Here is a 24716-nt window from a genome sequence, read left to right on the forward strand (position 1 = left end):
CGGTCCGCCGGTTCCTAAGGTGCAGACATGAACGCAACCACGTCACCGGCCGTCGAGCGGCGGGAGCGCACCCGCAGCCCCCTCGCCGCCGCGCGCGCCCTCGCGTACGGACGCGCCCTCACCCCCGTAGGCGACCGGCGGGAGGGGGCCTCATGACGCTCAACCAGCTGAGGGCGTTCGTCGAGGCCGAGAGGCTCGGGTCGTTCACCGCCGCGGCCCAGGCCATGGACATCGCCCAGGCCTCCGCGTCCGAGCTGGTCCGGCGTCTGGAGGCGGAGCTGGACGCCGAGCTGTTCCTGCGCGGAAGCCGGACCCTGACCCTGACGTCCGCCGGACAGGAACTGCTGCCCTACGCCCGGGAAGCGGTGGGGGCGGCGGACGGCGGGGCGAGGGCCGTACGGTCGCTCGGGTCGCTGGGCGGCGGCACCGCGACGTTCGGGGTGCTGCGCAACGCGGACTACTACCTGCTCTCCAACCTCGTACAGATGTTCCACGCCCGGTATCCGGCGGTCCGGGTGCGGCTCGTGGGACAGAACTCCTCCGAGACCGCCCACGCCGTCGCGTCGGGCAGGATCGAGGCCGGCCTGGTCATCCTGCCGATCGACGACGAGGGTCTCGCGGTCACCCCCCTCATGCGCGACGAGGTGCGCTACGTCAGCGCGAGCGCGGAGCGCACCGCCGCCCCGGTGACCATCGAGGCGTTCTCCCGCGCGCCTCTCGTCCTGTACGACGCGCACTACGGGTGGAGCGACCCGACCCGTCGGCAGATCGCCGAGCGTGCCCAGCTCGCCGGTGTCGCCGTCGACCCGCTCATCGAGCTCGAACACGTCGAAGCGGCACTGAAGTTGGCCGCTGCCGGCATCGGCGACACGATCGCGAGCCGGGCGGTGATCGCCGGCCCGGCCTTCCCCGCCGGGCTGCGGACGGTCTCGTTCGCCGAGCCCCTGTACGACACGATCGCGCTGGTCAGGCGCCGCGGGCATCCCCTCTCGCGGGCGACGCGGGAACTCGCCCGGCTCGCCGAGGACACCATCCGGGAGATCGCGGCCGGCCTCTGACGGACGGGTGGAGAGCCCCATGGCGACCCACAGGAAGAACCTGTGGGTCGCACAGGAATGGCCCCTCTAGTCCTGTGGCGGCAGCGCGTCTAGCGTCCGGGGCATGCAGATCACGCACGACGAACAGCAGACCCTCGCCCCCTTCCAGTGGATCAAGAAGCCGGCGGTCGACGGTCCCCCCGCCCAGCGCGACCCCAAGGTGGTCGAGCGCGTCTCCCAGATGCTGAAGGAGATCGAGAACAAGGGCATGGACGCGGTCCGCGCCTACGGCCGGGAGCTCGACGGCTGGTCCGGCGACCTGGAGATCGGCTCCGCGGAACTGAAGAAGTCCGGTGACGCGCTGCCCGCCGACGTGCGCACCGCCCTCGAGATGGGGTACGAGCGCACCCACCGCTTCGCCTCGGCGCAGCGCGACCACCTGACCGACTTCGAGATCGAGGTCGCGCCCGGTGTGGCCGGCGGCCAGCGCTACGTCCCGGTGTCCCGGGTCGGCGCCTACCTCCCGGCAGGCCGCTTTCCGCTCCTGGCCAGCGCGTTCATGACCGTGGGGGTGGCCAAGACGGCCGGTGTGCCCACCGTCGTGGCGTGCACACCGCCGTCGGGCGAGCACGGCGCCCACCCCGCCGTCCTCTACGGTGCCCACCTCTCCCGGGCCGACCGGGTGTTCGCGGTGGGCGGCGTCCAGGCTCTCGGCGCGATGGCGTTCGGCCTGCTGGGCGAGGCCCCGGTCGACATGCTCGTCGGGGCGGGCAACGCGTTCGTCACCGAGGCGAAGAGGCAGCTCTTCGGCCGGGTCGGCATCGACCTCCTGGCCGGTCCGTCGGAGGTCGCCGTCCTCGCCGACGACACCGCCGACCCGGTCTGGGTCGCGGCGGACCTGCTCGGCCAGGCGGAGCACGGCCCGAACTCGCCGGCCGCCCTGATCACGACGTCCGAGAAGCTCGGGCGGGCGGTCGCCGCCGAGATGGATCGCCAGCTGGAGACCCTGCCCACCCGGGACATCGCGGGACCGGCCTGGCGGGACTTCGGATCCGTCGTCGTCGTCCGCGACCGCGAGCAGGCCGTGGCCGTCGCGGACATCCTCGGTCCGGAGCACCTGGAGATCCAGACCGCGCAGGACGACTACTACCTGCGGAACCTGACGAACTACGGTTCGCTCTTCATCGGCCCCTGGTCCACCGTGGCCTACTCGGACAAGGGCATCGCCGGTACGAACCACGTGCTGCCGACCGGGAAGACCGCCCGCTACAACGCGGGCCTGTCCGTGTCTAGGTTCCTCAAGCCGCTCACCTACCAGAGGACGGCGAAGGAGGGCACCGCCGCGCTCGCGCCCGCCGTCGAGCGGATCTCCGCCTTCGAGGGCCTTGCGGCACACGGCGCGACCGCCACGATCCGGATCGACCGGATCGGCCGTGCCTCGGGAGCGTTCGACGCCGTCCCGGAGGCCCTGCGCGAACAGCTCTGACCCGCCCCTCCCCCGCCGCCGGGCCGGGCCCCGGTCCGGCGGCGGGACCGTACCGGCGCCCGGACTCCATGACCGCGGCCCCTCGTGTCCCGGACCGCCGGTGGTGTCGTCCGCCCGGCGGGTGGCTGCCGTCCGGCCAAGGGCACCCGCGTTCCCACTCCCCCGAGGATCTCCCCATGCACCGTCCCCCGAACGCTCCCACCCCGTCCGGCGGGGCGGGCCCCGCGCTCACCCAGGGCCTCAAGGGCCGTCAGATCACCATGATCTCCATCGGAGGCGTGATCGGGGCCGGGCTGTTCGTCGGCTCGTCCACCGCCGTGGCCGCTGCGGGCCCCGCCGTCCTGATCTCGTTCCTGCTGGCGGCCGTCCTCGTGGTCCTCGTCATGCAGATGCTCGGCGAGATGGCCGTCGCCAGCCCCGACACCGGCTCCTTCTCCACCTATGCCGACCGGGCCCTGGGCCGCTGGGCGGGGTTCTCCATCGGCTGGCTCTACTGGTGGTTCTACATCCTCGTCATCCCCATCGAAGCGATCGCCGCCGGGGAGGTCGTCGCGGGGCTGACGTCGGTCCCGGGCTGGATCCCCGCGCTGGTCATGATCGCGTTGCTGGCCGGCAGCAATCTCCTGGCCGTCCGCAACTACGGCGAGTTCGAGTACTGGTTCGCCCTGCTGAAGGTGGTCGCGATCGTCGCCTTCCTGGTGCTCGGCTGCCTCGCGGTCCTCGGCGTCCTCCCCGGTTCCGACGCCCATGGCGTGTCGCACCTGTGGAGCGACGGCGGGTTCGCGCCCAAGGGCGGGGTGGCCGTACTCGCCGGTCTGCTCACCGCGATGTTCAGCTTCCAGGGCAGCGAGATCGTCACGATCGCGGCCGCCGAGTCGGAGGAGCCCAGGAAGAACATCAGGAAGGCGGTCCGCGCGGTGGTCTGGCGCCTGGGGCTGTTCTACGTCGGCTCGATCTTCGTCGTGGTGAGCCTCGTGCCGTGGAACTCCGACGACCTGGCCGCCGGTTCGTACCAGGCGGTCCTCGACCGCATGAACATCCCGGGCGCGGGGCGGATCATGGACGTGGTCCTGGTCGTCGCGGTGAGCAGCTGCCTCAACTCCGCGATCTACACGGCCTCACGCATGGCGTTCTCCCTCGCCCGCCGCGGTGACGCGCCCGCCGCCTTCGCCGCCGCGTCGGCATCCGGGGTGCCCCGCAACGCCGTTGTCGCCTCGACCGTGATCGGGGTCGTCGCGGTGATCGCCAACTACCTGCTGCCCGGCGTCTTCACGTATCTGATCGCCTCCAGCGGTGCGATCGCCCTGATGATGTACATGGTCATCGCGATCACCCAGTACGCGACCCGGCGCAAAGGGCCGGAGCCGGGTGAGGTGCGGATGTGGGCGTTCCCGTACCTGACGATCGCCACGATCGTCTTCATCGCCGGGGTGCTCGTCCTCATGGCGGTGCTGCCCGGCCACCGGCTCGAACTCTGGCTCTCCCTCGCCCTGGCCGCTGTCCTGGTCGCTGTCGGCGCCGTACGGCAACGACGTGACTCCGGCCGTCCCTCGGCCGGGGCGTCCGCTCGCGGGAAGGCCCCGGCCGCGGCCGGCTCCCCCGCGCGAGCGGACACGTCATCGCGGTGACCCGTCAGGGGCGGCGGGCAGAGCCTTTTTCCCCGTCGCCCAGGAGCGCGATCAGCGAGGTCCGCGCCCGGGCGACGCGTGAGCGCACGGTCCCGACGGGACAGCCGACGGCCGTCGCGGCCTCGGCGTAGGGGAATCCGAGCAGCTGGGTGAGCACGAACGCCTCACGCCGCTCCTCGCGGATCAGGGACAGGAGTTCGGCGAGTGCCACCCCCTCGTCGAAGCCGGGCACACCACGGGGCTGTGCGCGCTCCGCGGCGCTCTGCCAGTCCTGGCGGTCCGCGAGGCGCGGCCGGGCGGCGGCCCGGCGGAAGCTGTCCGCCACCGTGCGCCGGGCGATGGAGAGTATCCAGGTGCGGGCCGAGGAGCGGCCCTCGAAGGCGGGCAGGCCGGTGAGTGCCCGGAGGAACACCTCCTGGGTGAGGTCGTCGGCCGCCTGCGGGTCGGCGCTGAGATGGGTGACGTAGCGCCAGACGTCGCGGTGCAGCACGCGGACGAGCCGGTCGGCCTTCTCGGGATCTCCGTCCCGGGCCTCCAGGGCCAGCCGCGTGGCTGCCTCGTCGAAGGCCGCGGTACGCCGGTCCGGAGTTCCGCCGAGGGGTGGGTACGGGGCATGGGGCATCGCCACAAGGTCCTTTACGGGCATGGGTGATCCGGCGGCGCGCGGCCGGCCGGTGACGGATTCGGCCTGCGGGAGGGCAGCGCCGATGCCCGAGTCGCGGCGGAGTGCGCGCTCGGGGAACCCGCCGTCGCCGAGGAGTGCCCCTCGATCCGCGCGGGGACCGGGGACGGCTCTCAGACGGCGGCCGTTCCCGTAGGGGGACCTCGCGAGGTGATGCTGTGGACCAGCGGCAGGAGCCCGGGGGCGCGGACCGTGCGCGGACGGCGCATGCGCGTGCGGGGCCGCCGCGGGGGTGCGCAGAGGCACAGGAGCATGCGGAGCGGTGACCCGATCCGCCCCGCGAAGGCGCGCACGACGCGGAAGAGGGCCCGCTCGCCGTGGGCGAGCCACAGACCGCACAGGACGGCGGCCAGCAGGTGGGCGACGAGCATGCCCGTGGAGGGCATGCCCTCCGTGGCATGGGAGCCGTGGATCCAGGAGGCGGGAGCGTCCGGCATGCCGGACACCATGTGGTGGGCCGGGTGCGGGACTTGGCCGGGAGGGGGCTGCGAGATCAGGTTGCCCAGACCCGCGTCGCGCACGACCTCGGCCGCCTCCTGGTCGGAGAGCCGGGCCGCGCCCTCGCCGCACAGGAGCTGTTCGGCCCACCGGTGCGCGAACGACACGGGTGCCGGCCGTGGGGCCCGGGGGACGGACCGTGCCAGGGCGAAGCCGGTGTGGAGCACGGTCTGCACCACGACGGCGGCCGAGGTGACGGCGAACAGTCCTCTCTCACGGCTCGCGAGGAGCCAGGCCGCCGCCGCCGTGCCCAGGAGCGCGAGGGCCATCGCCCACCAGGGCACCGCCGCTCCCGCCATGAAGGCGTGGCCGGTGGCCGCGAGCAGCACACAGACGGCTGCGAACAGCGCAGCCCGTACAGCGCGGTGGCCCCGGCCCGGATTCATGGCGGGCCCATCGTCGCACCGACCGGGGCTCCGCCGCAGGTGCCCGTCCCGGACCGCCGGTTCCGGACTCTCCCCGCGCGGGCGACCACCGGGCACACGGCCGGAGTTCACGAGTCCCGCGCTCCGTACGCGGCTCTGCTGGCCTGGATCTCGGCGTCGTGCTCGGCGGCCCAGCCCGCGAGGGCCAGAGCCGGCGCGATGAGGCTCTTCCCCAGCGCGGTGAGCGCGTACTCGACCCGCGGAGGAACCTCGGCGTAGGCGGTACGGGAGACGAGACCGTCCCGCTCCAGGTTGCGCAGGGTCAGGGTCAGCATGCGCTGCGAGACCCCGGGAATCCGCGTGTGGAGTTCGGTGAACCGCAGTCGCCCCTCGTCGAGCGTGGCGACGACGAGCAGTGTCCACTTGTCGCAGATGCGGTCCAGCACGGCCCTGATCGTGCGGCCGCCGTCGCCCCGGATCATGCAGGTGTGCTCGTTCCGCGGCATGACGACTCCTTGTGCCTTGCGCACATCCGTGTGCCTTTTGCAGGCGTTGCGCAGGTGACTCATGATGACGCCATTCGCCTTCCGGCAGTGACACGAGGGGTCTTCATGCATGCCGCGTACTGGATCGTCGCCGCGCTCCTTGCCCTGTTCTACGTGTACGCGGGAGGCATGAAGCTTCTCCGGTCCCAGGAGCGACTGCGGCCGATGATGGGCTGGGTGGACCGGGTGCCGATGCCCGCGGTCCGGCTCATAGGCGGCGTCGAGGTGCTCGGCGCCCTCGGCCTGCTCCTGCCTCCGCTCACGGGGATCGCGGTGTGGCTCGCCGTCGTCGCCGCGACCGGCTTCGTGCTGCTGCAGGTCGCGGCGACGGCGCTGCACCTGTCGCGGGGCGAGGTGCGCGAGACGGGGCTCAACGTCACGCTCGTCGTGGCGGCGGCTGCTGCCGCCTGGCTCGGCACCTCCTGGCTCTGACGGTCCGGCGCTCCCGTCCCGCCGGACCGCCCCTGGGCGTGCCGACGGGACGGGGGTCTTCAGCCGGCCTGGGTGTACGTCCGTTTCCCGCGCCGGTGCGCGATCTCGCCGAGCAGGACGTCCACGGCGAGGAAGGCGGCCAGCGGAATGCCGAGGAGCGGGAGGAAGTAGCCGAGGACGGCGACGGCCGCCATCGACGGGACCAGGACGTGGGGCGGGACCTTCTGCCAGGAACCGCGCGGCATCGGCCGGCCGAACGACGAACCCCGCCCGCGCTGCCACCACATCCGGTACCCCAGCAGGATCAGCACGATCAGCCCGCCGGTGAGGGCGGCCAGCACGAGCTGGTTGGCCCACCCGAACAGAATGCCGCTGTGCGCGTCGATGCCCCAGCGCGTGAGCTTGGCGAGCGGCGGATGGTCGGCGAACCGGACGACGTCGGTGACCGCGCCGGTGGCCGGGTCGATCGCGACGGCGTCCTGCTTCTCCGGCCAGCTCCGCTGGATCTGCCGCACGACGTACGCCGACGAGGCGTCGGCGGGCGGCACGATCTCGACGGGGTCCGCGAGACGCTGTGCGCGGGCCTCCTTCAGCACGGCGTCGAGACCGACGCCCGCACCCCGCGCGTCGCCGGAGCCCCCGGAGCCCGTGTGCTCGGCGTGCTCGCCTCCGGACGCCAGACCCGCCGAGACGGACGGCGTGGTCTGACCGACCGCCTCGCGCAGGTCCGACACGCTCTGCCCCGCGTAGGCCGACCAGGTGAGGCCCGTCGCCGACAGGAAGAAGAGGCCGGCCGCCGCCCACACGCCCACGGTGCCGTGCAGGGAGAGGGTGCGCCGACGACCGGTCGCTCCGCGCACCGTGCGCCGGGCCCGCCGTCGTCCGAACCACAGCACGAGGCCGCCGCCCGCGGTCACCCACAGCCAGCTGGCGGCGAGTTCGCTGTAGAGGCGGCCGGTCTCTCCGAGGTGCAGATCCCGGTGGAGCTCGTCGATCCAGGTACGCAGGGGCAGCGCGCCGGTGGAGCCGTAACTCTCCAGGGCCCCGGCCACCTCGCCGGTGTACGGGTCGACGAACACGGCCAGGGGGTGGTCCGGGTCGACACCCGGCACGCCCGACAGCAGGACCCGTGTCGTCGCCCCGTCCTCCGGTGACGGACGTACGGCGCTTATCGTCCCCTCCGGGTGCGCTTCGCGTGCCGCGGCCACCTGGCGTGAGACGGGCAGCTCACCGCTGCCGACCGGGACCCGCAGCTCGTCGGCGTAGAGGATCCTCTCGGCCTGGTACGAACCCGCGTAGAGCAGGCCCGTCGCGGCGGCGACCAGCAGGAACGGGGCGATGAGCACCCCGGCGTAGAAGTGCAGCCGCAGCACGAGCGGGCGGAGCGACGCCCATCCGCCACGGCCGGCGGGTGGTTCGGCTCGTGGGCTCTGCTCGTCGTCGTGCGAGGCGAGGACCGCTGGTTCGACGGACAAATCTGCTCTCCTTGACGCGGGACGGCGCGGGCGGGCCGTGATCGGCCGGATCAGTAGTCGGACCGCACCGCCCGGTGGTTCCCGGGGATCCGCGCCCGTCCGCTCGTCCCGCGTCCCGGGGGAGGAAGGAGCGGGACGTCAGGTCACGATCCCGATGACCAGGTTGATCGCGGTGGCCAGGATGCCCGTGCCGAACACGTAGGAGAGCAGGCAGTGCCGGAGTGCGACCGCTCTGATCGTCGAGCTGGAGACGTCCGTGTCGGAGACCTGGTAGGTCATGCCGAGGTTGTAGCTGAAGTACAGGAAGTCGACGTACTTCGGCCGCTCGTCGGTGTTGAAGTCGATACCGCCCTCGGGCTCCAGGTAGTAGAGGTGGGCGTACCGGGTGGCGTACATCAGATGAAGTGACGCCCACGCCATGAAGACGCCGCAGAGCGCCACGGCCGCCGCCGCGTGACTCAGTCCGGCATCACCCACCAGGAGCAGCAGTACGATGCCGACCAGCCCGCACAGGGCGGTGACGACGACGGCGAGTTCCTGGGCGACCGGGCGGAATTCCTCGCGCCGGACGTTGTGGTGCGTGGTCGCCGCGTCCATCGGCCACAGCGCGAACCATCCCGTCACGACGAAGACCGCCTCCGCCGCGGCGATGCCCGCGAGGAAGCCCAGCGCCAGGTTGGTGGGCAGGCCGGTCGCCACGCCGGTCACGGAGCCCGCGGCCAGCGCCGCCGCGAGCCTGGGCGCGGCCGAGCCCGCCGTCGGTCTGTTCGGGGACGTCACGGGCGACCACCTCCACAGCTCGGTACGGGCCCCGGTCTCCCGGGGCCGCCGCATGGGTCCGGCGGCGCCGCGGAGGGAGGTGCCGAACCGGGGGAACGGCACGGGGGTGCCGCCCTGGTGTCCCGGCCGCGGCGCCCGGATACGCCGGAACCGCGCGTCCGGGGGCCGAGTGGCAGGTCCGGTCCCGCCTGCATAGCCTGCCCTGAAGTGTGGTTTTTGTCGCTGTGTGCCCCGTGTGGTGAAGGACTGGGATCCGTGAGCATCGACCGTGACGAGCAGCCGTCCGTGGAACCCGGGGTGGGCCCCGCCCCCGAGGGCGAGCCGCGGTTCCGCCCCTACCACCATCCCGCTGCGGGCTGGGGTGCGGCGAAGAGCGTGAGCCGCTTCCTGGTACGCGAGAGGGCGCTGGTGGACGGCCCGCGGGCGATCATGCGGATGAACCACGAGAACTCCGGGTTCGACTGTCCCGGATGCGCGTGGCCCGACGACCTGAAGGGCCTGCACCTGGACATCTGCGAGAACGGCATCAAGCACGTCACCTGGGAGATGACCCCCAAGCGGGTGGGACGGGACTTCTTCGCGGCGCACTCGGTGACCGAGCTGTACGGGTGGAGCGACTACGACCTGGAGAACCAGGGCCGGCTGACCGAGCCCATGGTCTACGACCCCGCGTCGGACCACTACGTCCCGATCAGCTGGAAGGACGCGTTCGAGGTGGTCGGCCGCGCCCTGCGCGAGCTGGACAGCCCGGACCAGGCGTCCTTCTACACCTCGGGCCGCCTCGGCAACGAGCCGACGTTCCTCTACCAGTTGCTGGCCCGCGAACTGGGTACGAACAACCTGCCCGACTGCTCCAACATGTGCCACGAGGCGAGCGGCCGCGCCCTCCAGGCGTCCCTGGGCACGGGCAAGGGGACGGCGGACCTCAAGGACTGGGAGACGGCCGACGCGCTGTTCATCATGGGGGTCAACGCCGCTTCGAACGCGCCGCGGATGCTCACCGCGCTCGCCGAGGCCCACGACCGGGGCGCGAGCATCGTCCACGTCAACCCGCTCATCGAGGCCGCCGCCACGCGCACGATCGTCCCGCACGACTTCACGGACATGGCCCTGTTCAAGTCCACCCGCACCAGCACCCTGAACCTGCAGGTCCGGATCGGCGGCGACATGGCCCTGATGCGCGGTATGGCCAAGGTGATCCTGGAGGAGTCGAAGACCGACCCCAAGGTCCTGGACCAGGAGTTCATCGACCGCTACACCACGGGCTTCGCCGAGTACCGGACGCTGTGCGAGGCCACCTCATGGGAGGAGATCGAGGAGCAGTCCGGGCTGAGCCGCGACGACGTCCTCGCGGCAGCGCGCGTGTACTGCGAGGCCGACCGCACCATCATCAGCTGGTGCCTGGGTGTCAGTCAGCACGAGCACGGTGTCGACACCGTGCGCGAGATCGTCAACCTGCTCCTGCTGCGCGGCAATCTCGGGCGCGAGGGTGCCGGCCCCTCGCCGGTGCGCGGGCACAGCAACGTCCAGGGCAACCGGACCTGCGGCATCGACCACCGCCCCACCGAGCCGTTCCTGGACCGCCTGGCCGAGGTCTGCGGGATCGACCCGCCCCGGGAGCACGGCCTGGACACGGTCGGCACCATCGAGGCGATGCTGCGCGGCGACGTGAAGGTGTTCGTGGGCATGGGCGGCAACTTCGCCCTGGCCGCACCCGACACCCCCGTCACGTACGAGGCGCTGCGCAGGTGCGACCTCACGGTCCAGGTGAGCACCAAACTGAACCGCAGCCACCTCGTCCACGGCGCCGGGGCGCTCATCCTGCCCTGCCTCGGCCGCACCGAGAAGGACCACCAGCGCAGAGGTGTCCAGCGCACGTCCGTCGAGGACTCGATGAGCATGGTCCACCTCTCGCTCGGCATGAAGCGGCCCGCGTCGAAGGACCTGCTGTCGGAACCGGCCATCATCGCCGGCATCGCCCGGGCGGCCCTGCCGGAGTCCTCGACGCCCTGGCAGTGGTACGTCGAGGACTACGACCGCATCCGCGACACCATGGCCAAGGTCCTCGACGGCTTCGAGGACTTCAACCGCCGGGTCCGCCTGCCGCTCGGCTTCCGCATCAAGCAGCCGGCCCGCGAGCTGGTCTTCCTGACCCCGTCCGGGCGGGCCGAGTTCTCCTGCGCCGCACTCCCCGACGTCGTCCCCGCACCCGGCACGCTGGCCCTGGGCACGATGCGCTCGCACGACCAGTGGAACACCACGATCTACTCCGACGACGACCGCTACCGCGGCGTCGAGAACCTGCGCACGCTGGTGTTCATGAACAGGGCGGACATGCGCGAACGGGGAATCGAGGACCTCGCCCCCGTCGACATCACGAGTACCGCGCGGGACGGCAGCGAGCGGCACCTGAACGGGTACCTCGCCATCCCCTACGACATCCCCCGTGGCTGTGCGGCCGGCTACATGCCCGAGATGAACGTGCTGTGCGCGCTCGTGGACCGCAGCGCCCAGAGCGATCAGCCCGTCATGAAGCACGTCAAGGTCACGATCGTGGCGTCGTCCGGCGCCGCCGCCCACCGCTGACCGGTGGCGGCACCGGCGCTCCACGTCCTCGCCCGGTCACCGGGCACACCGCGGCCCCCGGGCGGCACGCTCGACGGCGTGCCGGCCGGGGGCCGGGTCGTGCACGGCCCGGGGGGCCGGACCTACCTGCGGGCTGCCGCCCTGGTCGCGCTGCCGTTGATGACGAACTGCGATCCGGGTTCGACCACGACGTCTCCGTCGGCCGAGCCGGTGATCGTCACGTCGGTGAGCGTCGCACTGCCCCGCGCTCCTCCGTGGGCCAGGATCCCGGAGCCGTTGACGGAGTTGTCGATCCGTACGCGCTGGATCTGCGCTCCGGGTACGGAGCCGCCGCCGGACTTGAACTGGATCCCGTCGTAGGTCGAGTCGTGGATGTCGGTGTCGCGGATCGTGACGCCGGGGATGTCCTGACCGGCGGCGAACAGCGTGATGGCTCCGAACTCCTGTGCCTCGCCCCAGAAGGCCCCTCCCGTGCGGTGGAGGGCGTTGTTGGCGATCAGCGTCTGCCCGGAGAAGGGCAGCGGGTCGTGGTCGGTCGCCAGCATGATGCCGGGGTAGTTCATCGTGTCGGAGATGATGTTGTTCTCGATCGTGTTGCCGTAACCCCCGTAGACCGCGATGCCGTTGGCCCGCCAGGGCAGCTGGATCGTGTTGTTGCGGAAGTGGTTGTCGTGGCCGATGTCCACCGACGGGTTCTTGACGTACTTGCTCGACCAGACGGCCAGCGAGTCGTCACCGGTGTTCCTGAACGAGGAGTTGAAGACGGTGGAGTTGCGCGTGCCGTTGGCGAAGTTGATGCCGTCGGCGTAGGTGTTGCGGATCCGCATGCCGGTGAACTCGACGCCGTCGCCGGGGCCCCAGAGGTCGGGGATGTTGTCGTAGTCGCGGCCGACCCACACACCGACGTTCGCGTGCTCCAGCCACACGTTGGTGATCTTGGTGTCCTCGCCGAAGCGTCCGTTCAGCCCCACTCCGCCCTCGGCGTTGCCGTCACCGCCCCGGATGGTGCCGGAGCCGAAGATCGCCAGGTCGGAGATCTTGGTGTTGTCGTCGATGTCGAAGCCGAAGTTGCCCTCGTGCGGGTGGTTGATGCCCCCCGCGTTCTGGGGCTGGGTGAGCGTGTAGAGCTGCGAGTGCCACATGCCCGCACCGCGGATGGTGACGTCCCTGATCCCGACCTGGTTGAACTGGCCCCGGTTCAGCGGGTCGTCGGTCAGGATCTTCTGCTCCTGCCGCCACTGCCCCGGCGGGATCCACACGCAGCCGATCTCACCGTTCTGGTCGGCGGTGACCGCCCGCTGGATGGCGACGGTGTCGTCGATGCCGTCGTTCGGGACGGCGCCGTAGGTGGTGATCGAGGTGCATCCGGAGGGCTGCGACGCCGCCGGCGCGACCTGCTCCAGGTCGACGAGGTCGATGATGTAGAAGGACGCCGTGTCGCCGGCGTCGCGCTGGAGGCGGAACTTCGTCCCTGCCGGATAGGTCTGTCCGAGCAGGGCGTTGGACTCGTCGAAGAGCCTCCGGGCGTCCGCCTGCGGCTGGTTGGTCAGGCCCTCGGGGCTGTCCGTGTCGCCGTAGAGCCAGCTGTGCTTGGAGGAGAGGGTCAGCTTCCGGGCGAAGGTGTTGTTGACGTACAGGCTGATCGTGGCCTCCGCTCCGCCGCCGCCGGGGGCGTCGGGGATGGAGTTGCGGACCACGATGGAGTTGGACGGCACGGTCGAGGTGATCTCGACGTACTGGCCGGTGGAGTTCAGCCGTACCGACTGGCGGCCGGAGGACTCGGTGGCGAAGTTGGTGTGCCCGAAGGTGCGCTCCTGGTCCGACTTCAGCAGGGTGCCCTGGTAGGTGCCCTGTTCGGCCTCGTACTCCGTGTACGGCACCGCGGCGCCGCGCCCGACCACGATGGCGCGCGAGAAGACGTTGTTGTTCTCGTTCGTCTCGGCCACGACGCCGGTCGCGTCGGCGGTGGCCGTGAGGTTGGCCCCGCCGCTCTTCGCCGTCCAGCTGCCGCTGATGGGCACGGTGACGGTGCCTCCGGCGGGGACGGCGCCCGTCGTGCCGTTCAGTGTGGTGCTCTCGACGAGGAGCCGGGTGACCGTCGAGGCGCTGACGGCGGTGGTCCCCCGGTTGTGCACGGACACGGTGAAGGTGACGGCGGCGCCGACCGCCGGGTTCGACGGGTTCGACGTGATGCCCAGCACCTCGAGGTCCGGGCCGGGGCTCTGGCCGACGACCAGCTTGGACGAGGCGGTGCGGCTGTTGTTGCTGTTGTCCTGCTCGGCGATCGTGTCACTGGGGTCGACCACCGCCGACACGCTGTAGGAGCCCATCGGACGCTTGCCGACGGCGACCGGCACCGTGGCCGACGCGCCGGCCGCGAGGGCGCCGACGGCCGCGCTGCCGGCGACCACGCCTTCCAGACTGACGTCGACCGCGGTCGCGGAGGCGGCGGCCGTACCCGTGTTGCGCACGGTCGCGTTCACGGTGACGTCGTCCTTCTCCGAGGGCGTCGCCGGGGACCACGTCAGGTCGGAGACGACCAGGTCCGGGTTGGGGGCCGCGGTGCCCACCACCTGCATCTCGGCGACCTGGGCACCGGGCGCACCGGTGTTGGCGAAGAACTTCAGCTGGATGTCCGCGTACCGCCCGCTGACCGGGATCGTCACCGTGTTCTGGTTGCCGGAGGGGCTGAACGCGTAGTCGGCCCGGGCCTTCAGCGAGGTGAATCCGGTGGCGGACTGGGCCCGGCCGAGCACCTGGACACTCTGGGTGCGCGCGGCCCACGCCTGGTCCGGCGAGAGCTTGAGGACGACCGCCTCGACGTCTGCGTCGGCACCGAGCTTCACGGTCAGCGTCGCGGGCTGGCCGTTCGACTCCCAGTAGGTGCCGGTCCTGTCGTCGTTGGCGTTGGCGGCCAGGTAGGTCTGCGTGTACGAGGAGGCCTCGATCGGCTTGTCGAGCGCCAGGTTGGAGCCGTTCGCGGGCGGCGGGCCGGAGTCCTCCTCGCCGTAGACCTCCACCTGGGAGAGCTGGGCGGCGTTCCAGCCGGTGTTGGCGGTGATCTGCACGCGGACCTGGCGCACCTGCCTGGCGGTGAAGCCGATGGTCACCGTGTTTCCGGACGACGGGCTGAACACCCTGGCGGCCGAGGCCGAGAGCGCGCTGAAGGTGCTCCCGTCGGTGCTCCCCTGGATGCTGAGCGTCTGGGTCCGCGCCTCCCACGAGGTCGGGAGTTTCAGCACGACCTGGTCGACGTCGAACTGGTTGCCCAGGTCGATCTGCACCCACTGCGGCAGGGCACCGGAGCTCTCCCAGTACGTCTGCTGGCTGCCGTCCGTGACGTTGGACGCCGGGTAGGCGCCGTGCGACGTCCCGGCCGTCACCTGCTTACCGAAGGCGAGATCGGTCTCCTGGGCGGCGGCCGACGCGGCCACCGGCAGGAGTCCCACGGTCATCAGCGCGGTGGTCACCGCACCCACGACGAGACGCCATCGGAGTTGCTTCCATCTCATGCTGTCCTCTGTTCCGGGGGCCTGGGGACCGGGAGGGCACGGCGACGAGCCGCACGACCGTCCGGGCGCGTCTGCTGCGCCGGGCGGCCGGCGACGGCCGGGTACGGGCTGCCGGTACACCGATGAGGGAGGGATCGGGAGCGCCGGCAAGAGGGAGAGCAGGCCATCTGCCGGAAAAAGCGCGCTGGTTGCCTAGATTTTTGAGTGATCTGGTCAATATTTTGCGGTGTCGAGGTGACAGGTTTCTAGCAGGTGACACTTTTGTCAACGGTCCTCACAGCCGCACGCGCATCGCCGCACGGTCACCGCAGCTCAGCGCCACGGGCCGGGTCGCCCGGCGCGCATTCGCTGTACGAAGTCGCCATCCCTGCACGGGCGTCGCCGGTCACACCGGGGGCGCACGGCAGGACGGGCGGATCCCCCGGCGGCCCCCTGGCGCACGCGGACGAGGACGTCGGCGCACGGCTCCCACCGGCGAGCCCCGAGCCCCCTCGCGCGCACGAGGGGGCCGACGCCCCTCGCAGGCCATAGGGTGACGCGTCGCATCCGAACATCCCGTGGGGGGATCCATGTCATTTCCGCCGCCACCGAACCAGGAGCCGCACCAGCCTCCACAGTGGAGCCCGCCGCCGGCGGAGCAGCAGTACCGGCCGTGGCCGGACCCGGTGTGGGGTGCGCCGCCTCCCCGCAGATCCCGTACGGGACTGATCGTCACCCTGTCCGTCGCGGGCGGGCTGGTCGGACTCCTGCTGATCGTGGGCGCGATCGCCGCGACCCTGGGAAGCCTGTCCCGCCCGCCCGCGGAGCGCGGGACACCCGCGGCCGCGCCGCCCGGGAGCAGTGCTCCGGCGGAGCCCTCGCCACCCGCGGAGGCATCCACGGACCCCGCCGAGGCGGAGAGCGGCGCCGAGGCGGACGTGAAGCTGTCCGCGTGCGAGATCGACTCGTTGACGCGGTGGCCGTCGGTCGTCGTCACCATCACCAACGGAACTGCCGAGCCGATGAGTTACATCGTGTCCGTGGAGTTCGTGGACCGTTCCGGCACACGCGTCGCCGAGGGTGTCGCCTCGACGAGCGCTCTCGCTCCGGGGCGGGCGTCGAAGCAGAAGGCCCAAGGCGTGGGTGAGGTACCCACCGGCACGAAGTGCCGGGTCTCCGACGTGTCCAGATTCCCGGACGCCGGCTGACAGCCGCCGCGATCCGGCACCGCCGGAGCCGCGAAGGCCACGGCAAGCGCCACTGACGCCCCGCCACCCCACGGGATGGCGGGGCGTCAGCCGTGCCACGCGCGGAGTCCGAGACGGATTCCGGCGTCACCCGAATCCCCTTTCAAGGTTTAGGTTAGGCTTACCTAAGTAAAGGCCATGGAGTGCCCCGCCCGCCCCTCAGGAGAAACTGGATGCGTCCTTTCACGTCACGCGTCACGCAGCCGACCCCCGCCGAACGCGTACTGGCGATCCTGACCTCAGCGCATTCGATGACGGTGGTGAGCGACGGACTCGACCCCGTCGAGGTGCACCGCCTCGACGCCACGAGCGCGATGGGGCACATCCACCTGCACGAACCCGCCGAAGCCGGCCGCACGGGCCCCGGCGCACGCATCCCCGTCCGCCTGGAGTTCACCGACGTCGCCCCCACCCCCGTCCGGGACCGCACGCGCGCCCGTGTCACCGTGACCGGGCTGCTGTCGGCCCCGTACAGGGGCGACGCCTCGGAGAGCACCTGCATGGAGTTCGGCCAGGCCGTACTCGAGGACCACGGGGGCCGGTCCTTCGTCACGCTCGACGCGCTCCAGGCGACGGAACCGGACCCGGTCTCCGGCAGTGAGGCGGCGATGCTGACCCACCTCGTCGACGACCACGGCGAACTCGTCCCCCTGCTGCTGCGCCTCGCGCAACCCCAGCCCGCGAAGGGCGTCACCCGGGCGCTCCCGCTGGCACTGGACCGCTACGGCATCATCCTGCGTCTGGAGTACCCGGGCTCCCACCGCGATGTACGCCTGCCGTTCGCGAAGCCCGTGACCCGGATCGATCAGGCCGGTCCGCAGATCCACGCCCTGCTCACGGCGGCCCGCCGCGCCTCCCACACCAACCGGCTGCTCACCTGACCGGGGGCACACACGCGTATGCCGTCGGCCACGGGGGTCCGCTCCCGCCCGGAGGGGTGCGGACGTGCGCACGCCCGCCGACGGCACACCACCACCGCGCGGGCGCACCTTCACGGTCCGTGTCCGGGCCACCCGACGGGAACGGCCACGCACCCCGTGGGGGTGCGTGGCCGTTCGGCTCGACCGAGGTGGCCGGCGTGCGTGGTGGGACCGCTCAGTAGGCCGAGTCGACGTTGTCGATCGAGCCGTACTTGTCGGCGGCGTAGTTGGCCGCCGCGGTGATGTTGGCGACCGGGTCGGTCAGGTCCCGCTTGGTGCCGTCGACGTGGTAGGCGTCGAAGGTCGGCTTGATCACCTGCAGCAGACCCTTGGAGGGCGTGCCGTTCTGGGCGTTGACGTCCCAGCCGTTGGACGCGTCGGGGTCACCGCCGGACTCACGCATGATGTTGCGGTGCAGGCCCTCGTAGCTGCCCGGGATGCCCTCGGCCTTCATGATCTTGAGGGCCTTGTGGATCCAGCGGTCCAGCTTGTCGGGGTCGGTGGCCTTCTTGGTCACCGCCTGCGCGTGCACGGCGGCCGGTGCGGACACGCTGCGCGCGACCGGCTCGGACGCCTGCGCGGGGGACGGGACGAGCGTGACGGCCGCCGCTGCGGCTCCGGCGGCACACAGCCCGGCAACCGAGAACCTGCGGATGCGGACGGCGGAGGTCGGGGTCTGAGCGGACGTACGGATAGAACACTCTCCTTGCGATGACGACAGGGGGGCCAGGGGACCTGCGGAACGGAAGGCGCGCCATGTGGGGAACACGCGGGGCTCGACCGGTCCTGAGCGACGGCGCCCGGGCCTCGGTCCATGGTTAGCGGCACACCGCCAGGGTGGCAACGACCGGTGGTACTACCTGCCTACGTACCCCGGGACACCCGGGCGCGGGCCCGGGCGCCCGAGCACGGCGCGGATGGGTCTACTACGCGGTGTCGTATGTGATCCGCGCCCTATGTCCTGATTCACAGAGGACACCACCGGAGCCCCGTCCGAAGCCCTCCTCCGCGCGGCCCGGCGCCGGAAACCGCGGGGGACAGGGGGTCCGCGCCGCATCCGGCGACCGTGGACGCCCGGCTTCACCGGGCCTCGCACGCCCGGCCCCGTCGCCACGCGCCGGTACGGGGTTCCGCTCCGGCGGGACGCCCCTCACCGCGCCCCGTGCGCCGACGAGAAGCCCTGGAGGGGGCTCCCCGGGTTGCTGGTCAGCATCGTCGCTCCCAGCAGGGTGAGCGTGTGGATCACCGTGTTGCCGTCGCGGTGGCTGGTGATGAGCCCGGCGTCGCGCAGGGCCGTGGTGTGATGCGTCGCGGTGGCGGGTGAGACTCCTGCCCGCCGCGCGGCCTCGGTGGTGGTCGCACCGGAGGCAGCGGCCTGCAGGACGGCGGCACGGGCCCGGCCCAGCAGCACCTGAAGGGACGACGGACCCGCGCTCCCGGCCGGGCTCCTGACGGGCGCGGTGGGCACCTCGTGGTGCAGGGAGTAGATGAGGACGGGAGGCAGCGCCGGGTCCGCGAGGGAGATCGGCCCCTTCCAGCAGAAGTACGACGGGATGAGCAGCAGACCGCGCCCTTCGAGCCGGATGTCGTTCTCGGTCGGATACGGACGGACCTCCAGGCGCGGGTGCTCCCACCGCACCGCGGGACCGATCCCCTCCAGCAGGCCCTCGGTCCCCCCGTCGAGCAGGTGCCGGGCCAGCCGGATCCGCTCGGTGTGCAGGCTCTCGTCCACCCAGCGCTCATGGGGTGCGATGACGGCCCGGTGGTAGGCGCGCAGGATGTCCACCAGCTCGGCGCGCGCCTCCCGTTCCGTCAGCCGGCCCAGCTGGGCCGGCACCCGTACGACCCGTGCGAGCGCGGCCAGTTCCGCCGCCACCTGGTCCGCAGGCGTGGCGAGGATGGCTTCCAGTCCGGCCTCCAGCCCTTCCGTGCCCTCCAGCGGGGTGAGGAAGTCGGGGAAGTAGGCGGCGCGCGGGAAGAGGGGCAGCAGGACGCGTCGCACTGCGCCCTCGAGCCCGGCCTCCCGGAGCCGCTCGCGCGCGGGGCGGTACCAGTGCGCGTACGCCCAGCGGCCCGAGGGGGTCTGGAAGCGGTGCAGGCTCGAAGCGATCTCCCACAGCGGATGCGGCGCCGCTGCGACCCGGGTCCTGGCCAGGTCCTCGGCCGAGAAGTGGAAGCGAAGCACTGCAACACCCTTTCCACCTGCGTCATTTCAACTCCTTCGAATGAGCATGACAGCCCGGGTCACAGGCCGGAGCATGAACTCGCTTCGTCGCACAGGTCCCCACCGCATCACCCGCCGCCCACGCCTCTTTCCGCTGCTCCCGTCAGGCCTCGAACCGAGCAGAACCCGAAGGCCCGCCACCAGGTCCGGCCCTCGGCCTTCCCACCCGCCCACACCGCGACACAGGGAGTTCAGACAGATGACTCGAACCCGGGGAACCGTCGCCGTGCTCGCCGCCGCGACCGCCCTCCTGGCCGGCGGCGCCACGTCGCCGGCCCTCGCGCAGTCCACCGCGGCCGCGGCCTCCTGCTACGACGGTGCGAAGTCGCTCACCTACCGGTACTCGGCAGCGGCCGTGGAGTTCGGCACCTACACCGCGAGCTCACGGTGCTCCGACATCAACATCAAGCTGAACACGTCGGCTCCGGGGGTGTTCCTGGACGCCTGTGTCGTCTTCGTCGACCACACCTCGCTGTGCAACCACGGCAACACCTACTCCACCTTCGGCCCCCAGTGGGCCACCGTCGCCACCGACGTCAAGGACGGCACCCGCTTCAAGCTGCGCGTGCACGCGTACGACACCGACGCACAGGTCGTGCCGTTCCAGCTCGCCTACTGAGGCGGCCTCCCTCACGCACCACCCACTCCCCCACATCCCAAGGAGCACCGATGACCTCGTCCCCGAACCGCCGCACCATCCTGCGCGGCACCCTCGTCGCCACCGTGGGCGCCTTCGCGGGCCCGCTGCTCCTGTCGGGCACGGCCCACGCCTACAACTGGACCCGCACCATGAACCAGGGGGCGAGCGGCGCCGACGTAACAGAGCTGCAGATCCGCGTCGCGGGGTGGGCCGCGGACTCGGCCTCGCACTCCCGGGTGAGCGTCGACGGTGACTTCGGCGCGGGAACGGCCGCGGCGGTCCGCAGATTCCAGGCGGCCTACGGCCTGTCCGTGGACGGCAGCGCGGGACCGGCCACCCAGGCGCAGCTCAACGCCCTGGAACAGTCGGACGGTTCGACCGCACACTTCAACTGGAGCGAGTTCACCGACCGTTCGAGCGGAACCTTCAGCGGCGGGAAGGTGAGCGCGGCCGCCACCAAGGAGAACGCCCGCCGCGCCATGTACAAGTTGGAGGCCCTGCGCAAGAAGCTCGGCAACACCGCCATCACGGTCAACTCGGGCTTCCGGAGCATCGCCCACAACGCGGAGATCGGCGGGGCGAGCGACAGCATGCACCTCTACGGCACCGCGGCCGACCTCACCGTGCCCGGCGTCAGCAACCGCACCGTGTACCAGAAGGCGGAGACCTGCGGTTTCTCCGGCCTGGAGCGGTACACGGTGGATCACCAGCACGTGGACAGCCGTGCGGACCTCGGCCGGGCCTGGTGGTGGGAGAGCGGCACCATCTGAGGCGCGACGGCCCCGACCGCCTTCGGCCGACGCCCGCCGTTCGTCCGGGGACCCGAGCAGGTTTCCCGGACAGCGCCGAAGCATCCGGGGACCTCGCACAGTCCCCGGACGGCCCTCCGAAGCGACCGGCCGCGCCACCGCACTGCCGGGCTCCGCCACCGCGCGCCCGAAGTCACCTTTCCACCGGAGGCACACCGATGAATCGCAGACCGCCGCGCACACTCCTGCGCCGCGCCGCCCTGTCCGTCCTCGGCACTCTGGCCGTACTGACCACCGCCGTACAGCCCGCCGGAGCCGCGCCGCGCGCCGGAGGCACCCCGGCGCCGGATCCCGTCGGCCGTGCCTTCACGGAGGCCGCCGCGGAGTACGGGGTACCGCGCGACCTCCTGGTCGCCCTGGGGTACGGCGAGACGCACCTCGACGGTCACGCGGGCCGGCCGAGCCAGGACAACGGCTACGGGGTCATGCACCTGGTGAGCAACCCGGACCGGCACACCCTGGAACTCGCGTCCCGTCTGACCGGCGAATCGCCCGTCGCCCTGCGGGAGAAGACCGCGGCGAACATCCGCGGCGGAGCCGCCGTGCTGCGTTCCTACGCCGACGAGTCGGGCCTCGACCGGGCCGGGCGGCGCGACGCCGACGCCTGGTACCCGCTGGTGGCACGGTACGGTGGCGCGGCTGATCCCTCCGGCGCACGCCTCTACGCGGACACGGTCTACACCTTCCTGGCCGAGGGCGTGAAGGCCCGTACCCCCGGAGGCGAGGAACTGACCGTCCGCGCCCGCACCGTGGCCCCCGACCGCGGTGCGTACGAACACGCCGCGGTGGCGTCGGCACAGAGCCCGGACTATCCGTCCGCCCTGTGGGTCCCCGCCAGCTCGGCGAACTACGCGGTCGGCAGGACCGCCTCCATCAGCAAGGTCGTGGTGCACGTCACCCAGGGCTCGTACGCCGGGACGCTGAGCTGGTTCCAGAACCCCTCGGCGCAGGTCAGCGCCCATTACGTCGTGCGCTCCTCGGACGGCCAGATCACCCAGACGGTGCGCGACAAGGACACCGCCTGGCACGCCCGTTCGGGCAACGCGTCCGGGATCGGCATCGAGCACGAGGGGTACGTCGACAATCCGAGCTGGTTCACCGACTCGATGTACCGGTCCTCCGCGGCACTCACCGCCCACCTGTGCGACCGGTACGGCATCCCCAAGGACCGCGCCCACGTCGTCGGCCACTCCGAGGTGCCGGGCAACGACCACACCGACCCGGGACCGAACTGGAACTGGACGTACTACATGCAGCTGGTGGGCGGCAGCACGGGAGGCGGCAGCGTCCAGCTGACCTTCCCGTCCTACGACACCCTGCGCGCCGGTTCGTCGGGGGCTCAGGTCTCGGCCGCGCAGTCGCTCCTCAACCAGCAGGGATTCGACGCGGGCACGGTGGACGGCAGCTTCGGGACGAAGACCACCATGGCCGTCACGTCCTTCCAGCGGGCGCGCGGGCTCGGCGCGGACGGGGTCGTCGGCGCGCGCAGCTGGACCGCGCTCCTCTCGGCCGGCACCACACCGGCGCTCGGCCAGGGCAGCACCGGCTCCGCCGTCCAGCGCCTGCAGAGGGCGCTCACGGCGGCCCTCGGGCGCACCGTGTCGGCGGACGGCGACTTCGGCTCGGGGACCCAGCAGGCGGTCCGCGACTACCAGAGCAGCCGGGCGCTGAGCGTCGACGGCTCGGTCGGCCCCGCCACCTGGACGGCTCTGCAGGCAGGGCGCTGAACCGCGGCGGCCTCGGGCCGGGCGCGGAACGACGACGGGGGACGGCGGGCGGCCACGGGCCGTCCGCCGTCCCCCGTCGTGCTCCGGGAGCAGCCCGAAGTACCCGGACTCCGACCGGCCTTGTGAGGCCACCGCCGGTCGTGCGGCGCCGCCGCCGACCCGATGCCCGGCCGAGCCCGCCGGAGCATCGCCGAGGCCGGGCTCGCCCCCGGCCCGGCCGTGTCGCATTTACGACGTCGTGCGGTGGAGCCGTTCGTGACGCGCAGGGCCCGGGACTCCGGGCGACGGCGTGGCCCATCCGCCTCTGCGGCCGGGGCCGCCCTTGCTGTCGGGCGCTTCCGTACCCCTGGGCCCGCCGCTGCCGCGTCGCCGGAGCCGGACCGGGCCGCTCGCCCGGACCCCTCTCCGGTCACGGCCGAAACACATCGGTACCTCGACAAACATCGCGCGGGCGCGATCATCGCATCGAGTTAATGTCGGCGACTTCCCTTGGTCCGGGGGGCGGGGCGGCCCGTAGTGTTCCCAGCGATCTGGACGGGTTCCCGGTCACCTACCCCATTTCCCTCCTGATGCCCGGTGACGTCCTCATACGCGCTTCACCGCCCCGACCAAGGAGAGCGTGCCCGATGACTGTTGACTCGACCCCGGAAGTGGGACTGGAGCTGCCCCGGCAGTCCAGTCTGGGCACGGCCGCTGCCCGCAATCTCGCCACCACGAGCAAGTCCGCCCCGCAGATGCAGGAGATCACCTCCCGCTGGCTGCTGCGCATGCTCCCCTGGGTGGAGACCCAGGGCGGGGCCTACCGGGTGAACCGGCGTCTGACCTACACCGTCGGCGACGGGAGCATCGACTTCGTCCAGGACGGAGCCGACGTCCGGGTGATCCCCCGGGAGCTCGGCGAACTCGCCCTGCTGCGTGGCTTCGACGACGTGGAGGTGCTGACCGCCCTCGCCGACCGCTGCGTCCAGCGCGACTTCGGCGCCGGCGAGACACTGGTCGAGCGCGGCGCCACCGCCGACAAGCTCCACCTGATCGCCCACGGCCGCATCAACCGGGCCTCGACCGGTCAGTACGGCGAGGAGGTGGCGCTGGACGTGCTCGCCGACGGCGACCGGTTCGGCGACGACGCCCTGCTGGACGAGGACGCCCGGTGGGAGCACTCCGCCACCGCCGAGACCTCGGGCACACTGCTCACCCTGTCACGCGCCGACTTCGCGTCCGTGCTGGCCACGGCACCGAGTCTGCGCGCCCATGTCGAGGAGTACTCCGCGCTCTCCCGCCGGCGGCAGAACCACCGCGGCGAGGCGGAGATCGCGATGTCGGCCGGCCACCTGGGCGAACACGAACTGCCCGGCGCCTTCGTCGACTACGAACTGAAACCGCGCGAGTACGAACTCTCGGTCGCCCAGACGATCCTGCGGATCCACACCAGGGTCTCCGACCTCTACAACGGTCCGATGGACCAGACGAAGGAGCAACTCCGGCTCACCGTCGAGGCACTGCGCGAGCGACAGGAGCACGAGCTCGTCAACAACCGGGAGTTCGGGCTGCTCCACAACGCCGACTTCAAGCAGCGCATCCAGCCGCACGCCGGCCCGCCGACGCCTGACGACATGGACGAACTGCTCTGCCGGCGGCGCGGCACCAAGTTCTTCCTCGCCCACCCGAGGACGATCGCGGCGATCGGTCGCGGCTTCAACGCGTGCGGGATCTATCCGGACCACGTCGACCTCGGCGGGCAGCGTGTTCCGGCTTGGCGCGGGGTACCGATCCTGCCCTGCAACAAGATCCCCGTCACGCCGGAGAAGACCAGCTCGATCCTCGCCATGCGCACCGGCCTGGAGAACCAGGGCGTCATCGGTCTGCACCAGACCGGGCTGCCCGACGAGTACGAACCGGGTCTGTCCGTCCGCTTCATGGGCCTGGACGAGAGGGCTATCACGTCCTACCTCGTCAGTACCTACTACTCCGCGGCCATCCTCGTGCCGGACGCCGTCGGTGTGCTGGAGAACGTACAGATCGCCCACTGGCCGAGGTAACGGGCGCGGACCCTCCGGGCCCGGCGTGACCACCCCGACCGTCCCGGGGCGGTCGCCCGCGCCCGCAGGGCCTCAGCCGCCGTCCACCCCACCAAGGCCAAGGAG

20 protein-coding genes are annotated in these 24716 nt (G+C 71.7%); 12 read left to right on the top strand and 8 right to left on the bottom strand.

The features are described from left to right. Positions 1 to 27: 27 nt before the first annotated feature. The 4 genes from OHT61_RS03885 (at position 28) to OHT61_RS03900 (ending at position 4151) form a co-directional block, all read left to right on the top strand. Positions 28 to 156, top strand: a complete 129-nt coding sequence (locus tag OHT61_RS03885; RefSeq protein ID WP_329035053.1) for a hypothetical protein — start codon at positions 28 to 30, stop codon at positions 154 to 156. Then, entirely contained in the window at positions 153 to 1058 is a 906-nt protein-coding gene (locus OHT61_RS03890) for a LysR family transcriptional regulator (protein WP_329035055.1), read from the top strand. The genes OHT61_RS03885 and OHT61_RS03890 overlap by 4 nt, the downstream gene beginning before the upstream one ends. Positions 1059 to 1161: 103 nt before the next feature. Continuing rightward, complete coding sequence (gene hisD / locus OHT61_RS03895; RefSeq protein WP_329035057.1) at positions 1162 to 2523, top strand: histidinol dehydrogenase; 1362 nt, start codon at positions 1162 to 1164, stop codon at positions 2521 to 2523. Positions 2524 to 2699: 176 nt separating this feature from the next. Continuing rightward, the gene (locus tag OHT61_RS03900; protein WP_329035058.1) at positions 2700 to 4151 is read left to right on the top strand and encodes an amino acid permease; all 1452 of its coding nucleotides are present in this window, start codon (positions 2700 to 2702) and stop codon (positions 4149 to 4151) included. 4 nt (positions 4152 to 4155) lie between these two features. Here the strand turns inward: OHT61_RS03900 and OHT61_RS03905 are convergent, their stop codons facing one another. The 3 genes from OHT61_RS03905 to OHT61_RS03915 all read right to left on the bottom strand — a co-directional run bounded on the left by OHT61_RS03905 (position 4156) and on the right by OHT61_RS03915 (position 6202). Then, on the bottom strand, positions 4156 to 4773 hold the full coding sequence (locus OHT61_RS03905; RefSeq protein WP_329035060.1) for a sigma-70 family RNA polymerase sigma factor: 618 nt from the start codon (positions 4771 to 4773) through the stop codon (positions 4156 to 4158). A 173-nt stretch (positions 4774 to 4946) separates the two neighbouring features. Continuing rightward, entirely contained in the window at positions 4947 to 5717 is a 771-nt protein-coding gene (locus OHT61_RS03910; protein ID WP_329035061.1) for a hypothetical protein, read from the bottom strand. A gap of 107 nt (positions 5718 to 5824) precedes the next feature. Next, positions 5825 to 6202 carry a winged helix-turn-helix transcriptional regulator gene (locus OHT61_RS03915; RefSeq protein ID WP_329035062.1) on the bottom strand — a complete coding sequence of 126 codons (378 nt, stop codon included), beginning with the start codon at positions 6200 to 6202 and terminating at the stop codon, positions 5825 to 5827. Positions 6203 to 6307: 105 nt separating this feature from the next. Here OHT61_RS03915 and OHT61_RS03920 point away from each other — a divergent pair, with 105 nt between their 5' ends. Then, the gene (locus OHT61_RS03920; RefSeq protein ID WP_329035064.1) at positions 6308 to 6673 is read left to right on the top strand and encodes a DoxX family protein; all 366 of its coding nucleotides are present in this window, start codon (positions 6308 to 6310) and stop codon (positions 6671 to 6673) included. Positions 6674 to 6732: 59 nt separating this feature from the next. Here the strand turns inward: OHT61_RS03920 and OHT61_RS03925 are convergent, their stop codons facing one another. Further along, on the bottom strand, positions 6733 to 8148 hold the full coding sequence (locus OHT61_RS03925) for a PepSY-associated TM helix domain-containing protein (RefSeq protein WP_329035065.1): 1416 nt from the start codon (positions 8146 to 8148) through the stop codon (positions 6733 to 6735). A 138-nt stretch (positions 8149 to 8286) separates the two neighbouring features. Further along, positions 8287 to 8928, bottom strand: coding sequence for a DUF1345 domain-containing protein (locus OHT61_RS03930; RefSeq protein ID WP_329035066.1), 642 nt, complete (start codon positions 8926 to 8928; stop codon positions 8287 to 8289). 255 nt (positions 8929 to 9183) lie between these two features. Here OHT61_RS03930 and OHT61_RS03935 point away from each other — a divergent pair, with 255 nt between their 5' ends. Next, complete coding sequence (locus OHT61_RS03935; RefSeq protein WP_329035067.1) at positions 9184 to 11514, top strand: FdhF/YdeP family oxidoreductase; 2331 nt, start codon at positions 9184 to 9186, stop codon at positions 11512 to 11514. A gap of 122 nt (positions 11515 to 11636) precedes the next feature. Here OHT61_RS03935 and OHT61_RS03940 read toward each other — a convergent pair whose 3' ends face one another. Further along, positions 11637 to 15026, bottom strand: coding sequence for a CARDB domain-containing protein (locus tag OHT61_RS03940; RefSeq protein WP_329035068.1), 3390 nt, complete (start codon positions 15024 to 15026; stop codon positions 11637 to 11639). Between the two features lie 569 nt (positions 15027 to 15595). Between OHT61_RS03940 and OHT61_RS03945 the strand changes: the two genes are divergently transcribed. Both OHT61_RS03945 and OHT61_RS03950 read left to right on the top strand, forming a co-directional pair. Continuing rightward, on the top strand, positions 15596 to 16213 hold the full coding sequence (locus tag OHT61_RS03945) for a hypothetical protein (protein ID WP_329035069.1): 618 nt from the start codon (positions 15596 to 15598) through the stop codon (positions 16211 to 16213). A gap of 212 nt (positions 16214 to 16425) precedes the next feature. Next, positions 16426 to 17133, top strand: coding sequence for a DUF2470 domain-containing protein (locus OHT61_RS03950; protein ID WP_329035070.1), 708 nt, complete (start codon positions 16426 to 16428; stop codon positions 17131 to 17133). 214 nt (positions 17134 to 17347) lie between these two features. Here OHT61_RS03950 and OHT61_RS03955 read toward each other — a convergent pair whose 3' ends face one another. Then, positions 17348 to 17827 (bottom strand): transglycosylase SLT domain-containing protein, encoded by a 480-nt coding sequence (locus OHT61_RS03955; RefSeq protein ID WP_443049602.1) that lies wholly within the window; start codon positions 17825 to 17827, stop codon positions 17348 to 17350. A gap of 495 nt (positions 17828 to 18322) precedes the next feature. Beyond that, positions 18323 to 19357, bottom strand: coding sequence for an ArsR/SmtB family transcription factor (locus OHT61_RS03960; protein WP_329035071.1), 1035 nt, complete (start codon positions 19355 to 19357; stop codon positions 18323 to 18325). Between the two features lie 238 nt (positions 19358 to 19595). On the opposite strand from OHT61_RS03960, the gene OHT61_RS03965 reads away from it, so the two are divergent. The 4 genes from OHT61_RS03965 to OHT61_RS03980 all read left to right on the top strand — a co-directional run bounded on the left by OHT61_RS03965 (position 19596) and on the right by OHT61_RS03980 (position 24611). Continuing rightward, a complete protein-coding gene (locus tag OHT61_RS03965; RefSeq protein ID WP_329035072.1) occupies positions 19596 to 20015 on the top strand; it encodes a hypothetical protein in 420 nt (139 codons plus the stop codon). Between the two features lie 50 nt (positions 20016 to 20065). After that, a complete protein-coding gene (locus tag OHT61_RS03970; protein WP_329035073.1) occupies positions 20066 to 20806 on the top strand; it encodes a D-Ala-D-Ala carboxypeptidase family metallohydrolase in 741 nt (246 codons plus the stop codon). 197 nt (positions 20807 to 21003) lie between these two features. Further along, positions 21004 to 22572: an N-acetylmuramoyl-L-alanine amidase gene (locus tag OHT61_RS03975; protein ID WP_329035074.1), complete on the top strand. Its 1569-nt coding sequence runs from the start codon at positions 21004 to 21006 to the stop codon at positions 22570 to 22572. A 626-nt stretch (positions 22573 to 23198) separates the two neighbouring features. After that, positions 23199 to 24611, top strand: a complete 1413-nt coding sequence (locus tag OHT61_RS03980; protein WP_329035076.1) for a family 2B encapsulin nanocompartment shell protein — start codon at positions 23199 to 23201, stop codon at positions 24609 to 24611. Positions 24612 to 24716: the final 105 nt, after the last annotated feature.

The sequence above is a fragment of the Streptomyces sp. NBC_00178 genome, from assembly GCF_036206005.1.
Classification (GTDB): domain Bacteria; phylum Actinomycetota; class Actinomycetes; order Streptomycetales; family Streptomycetaceae; genus Streptomyces.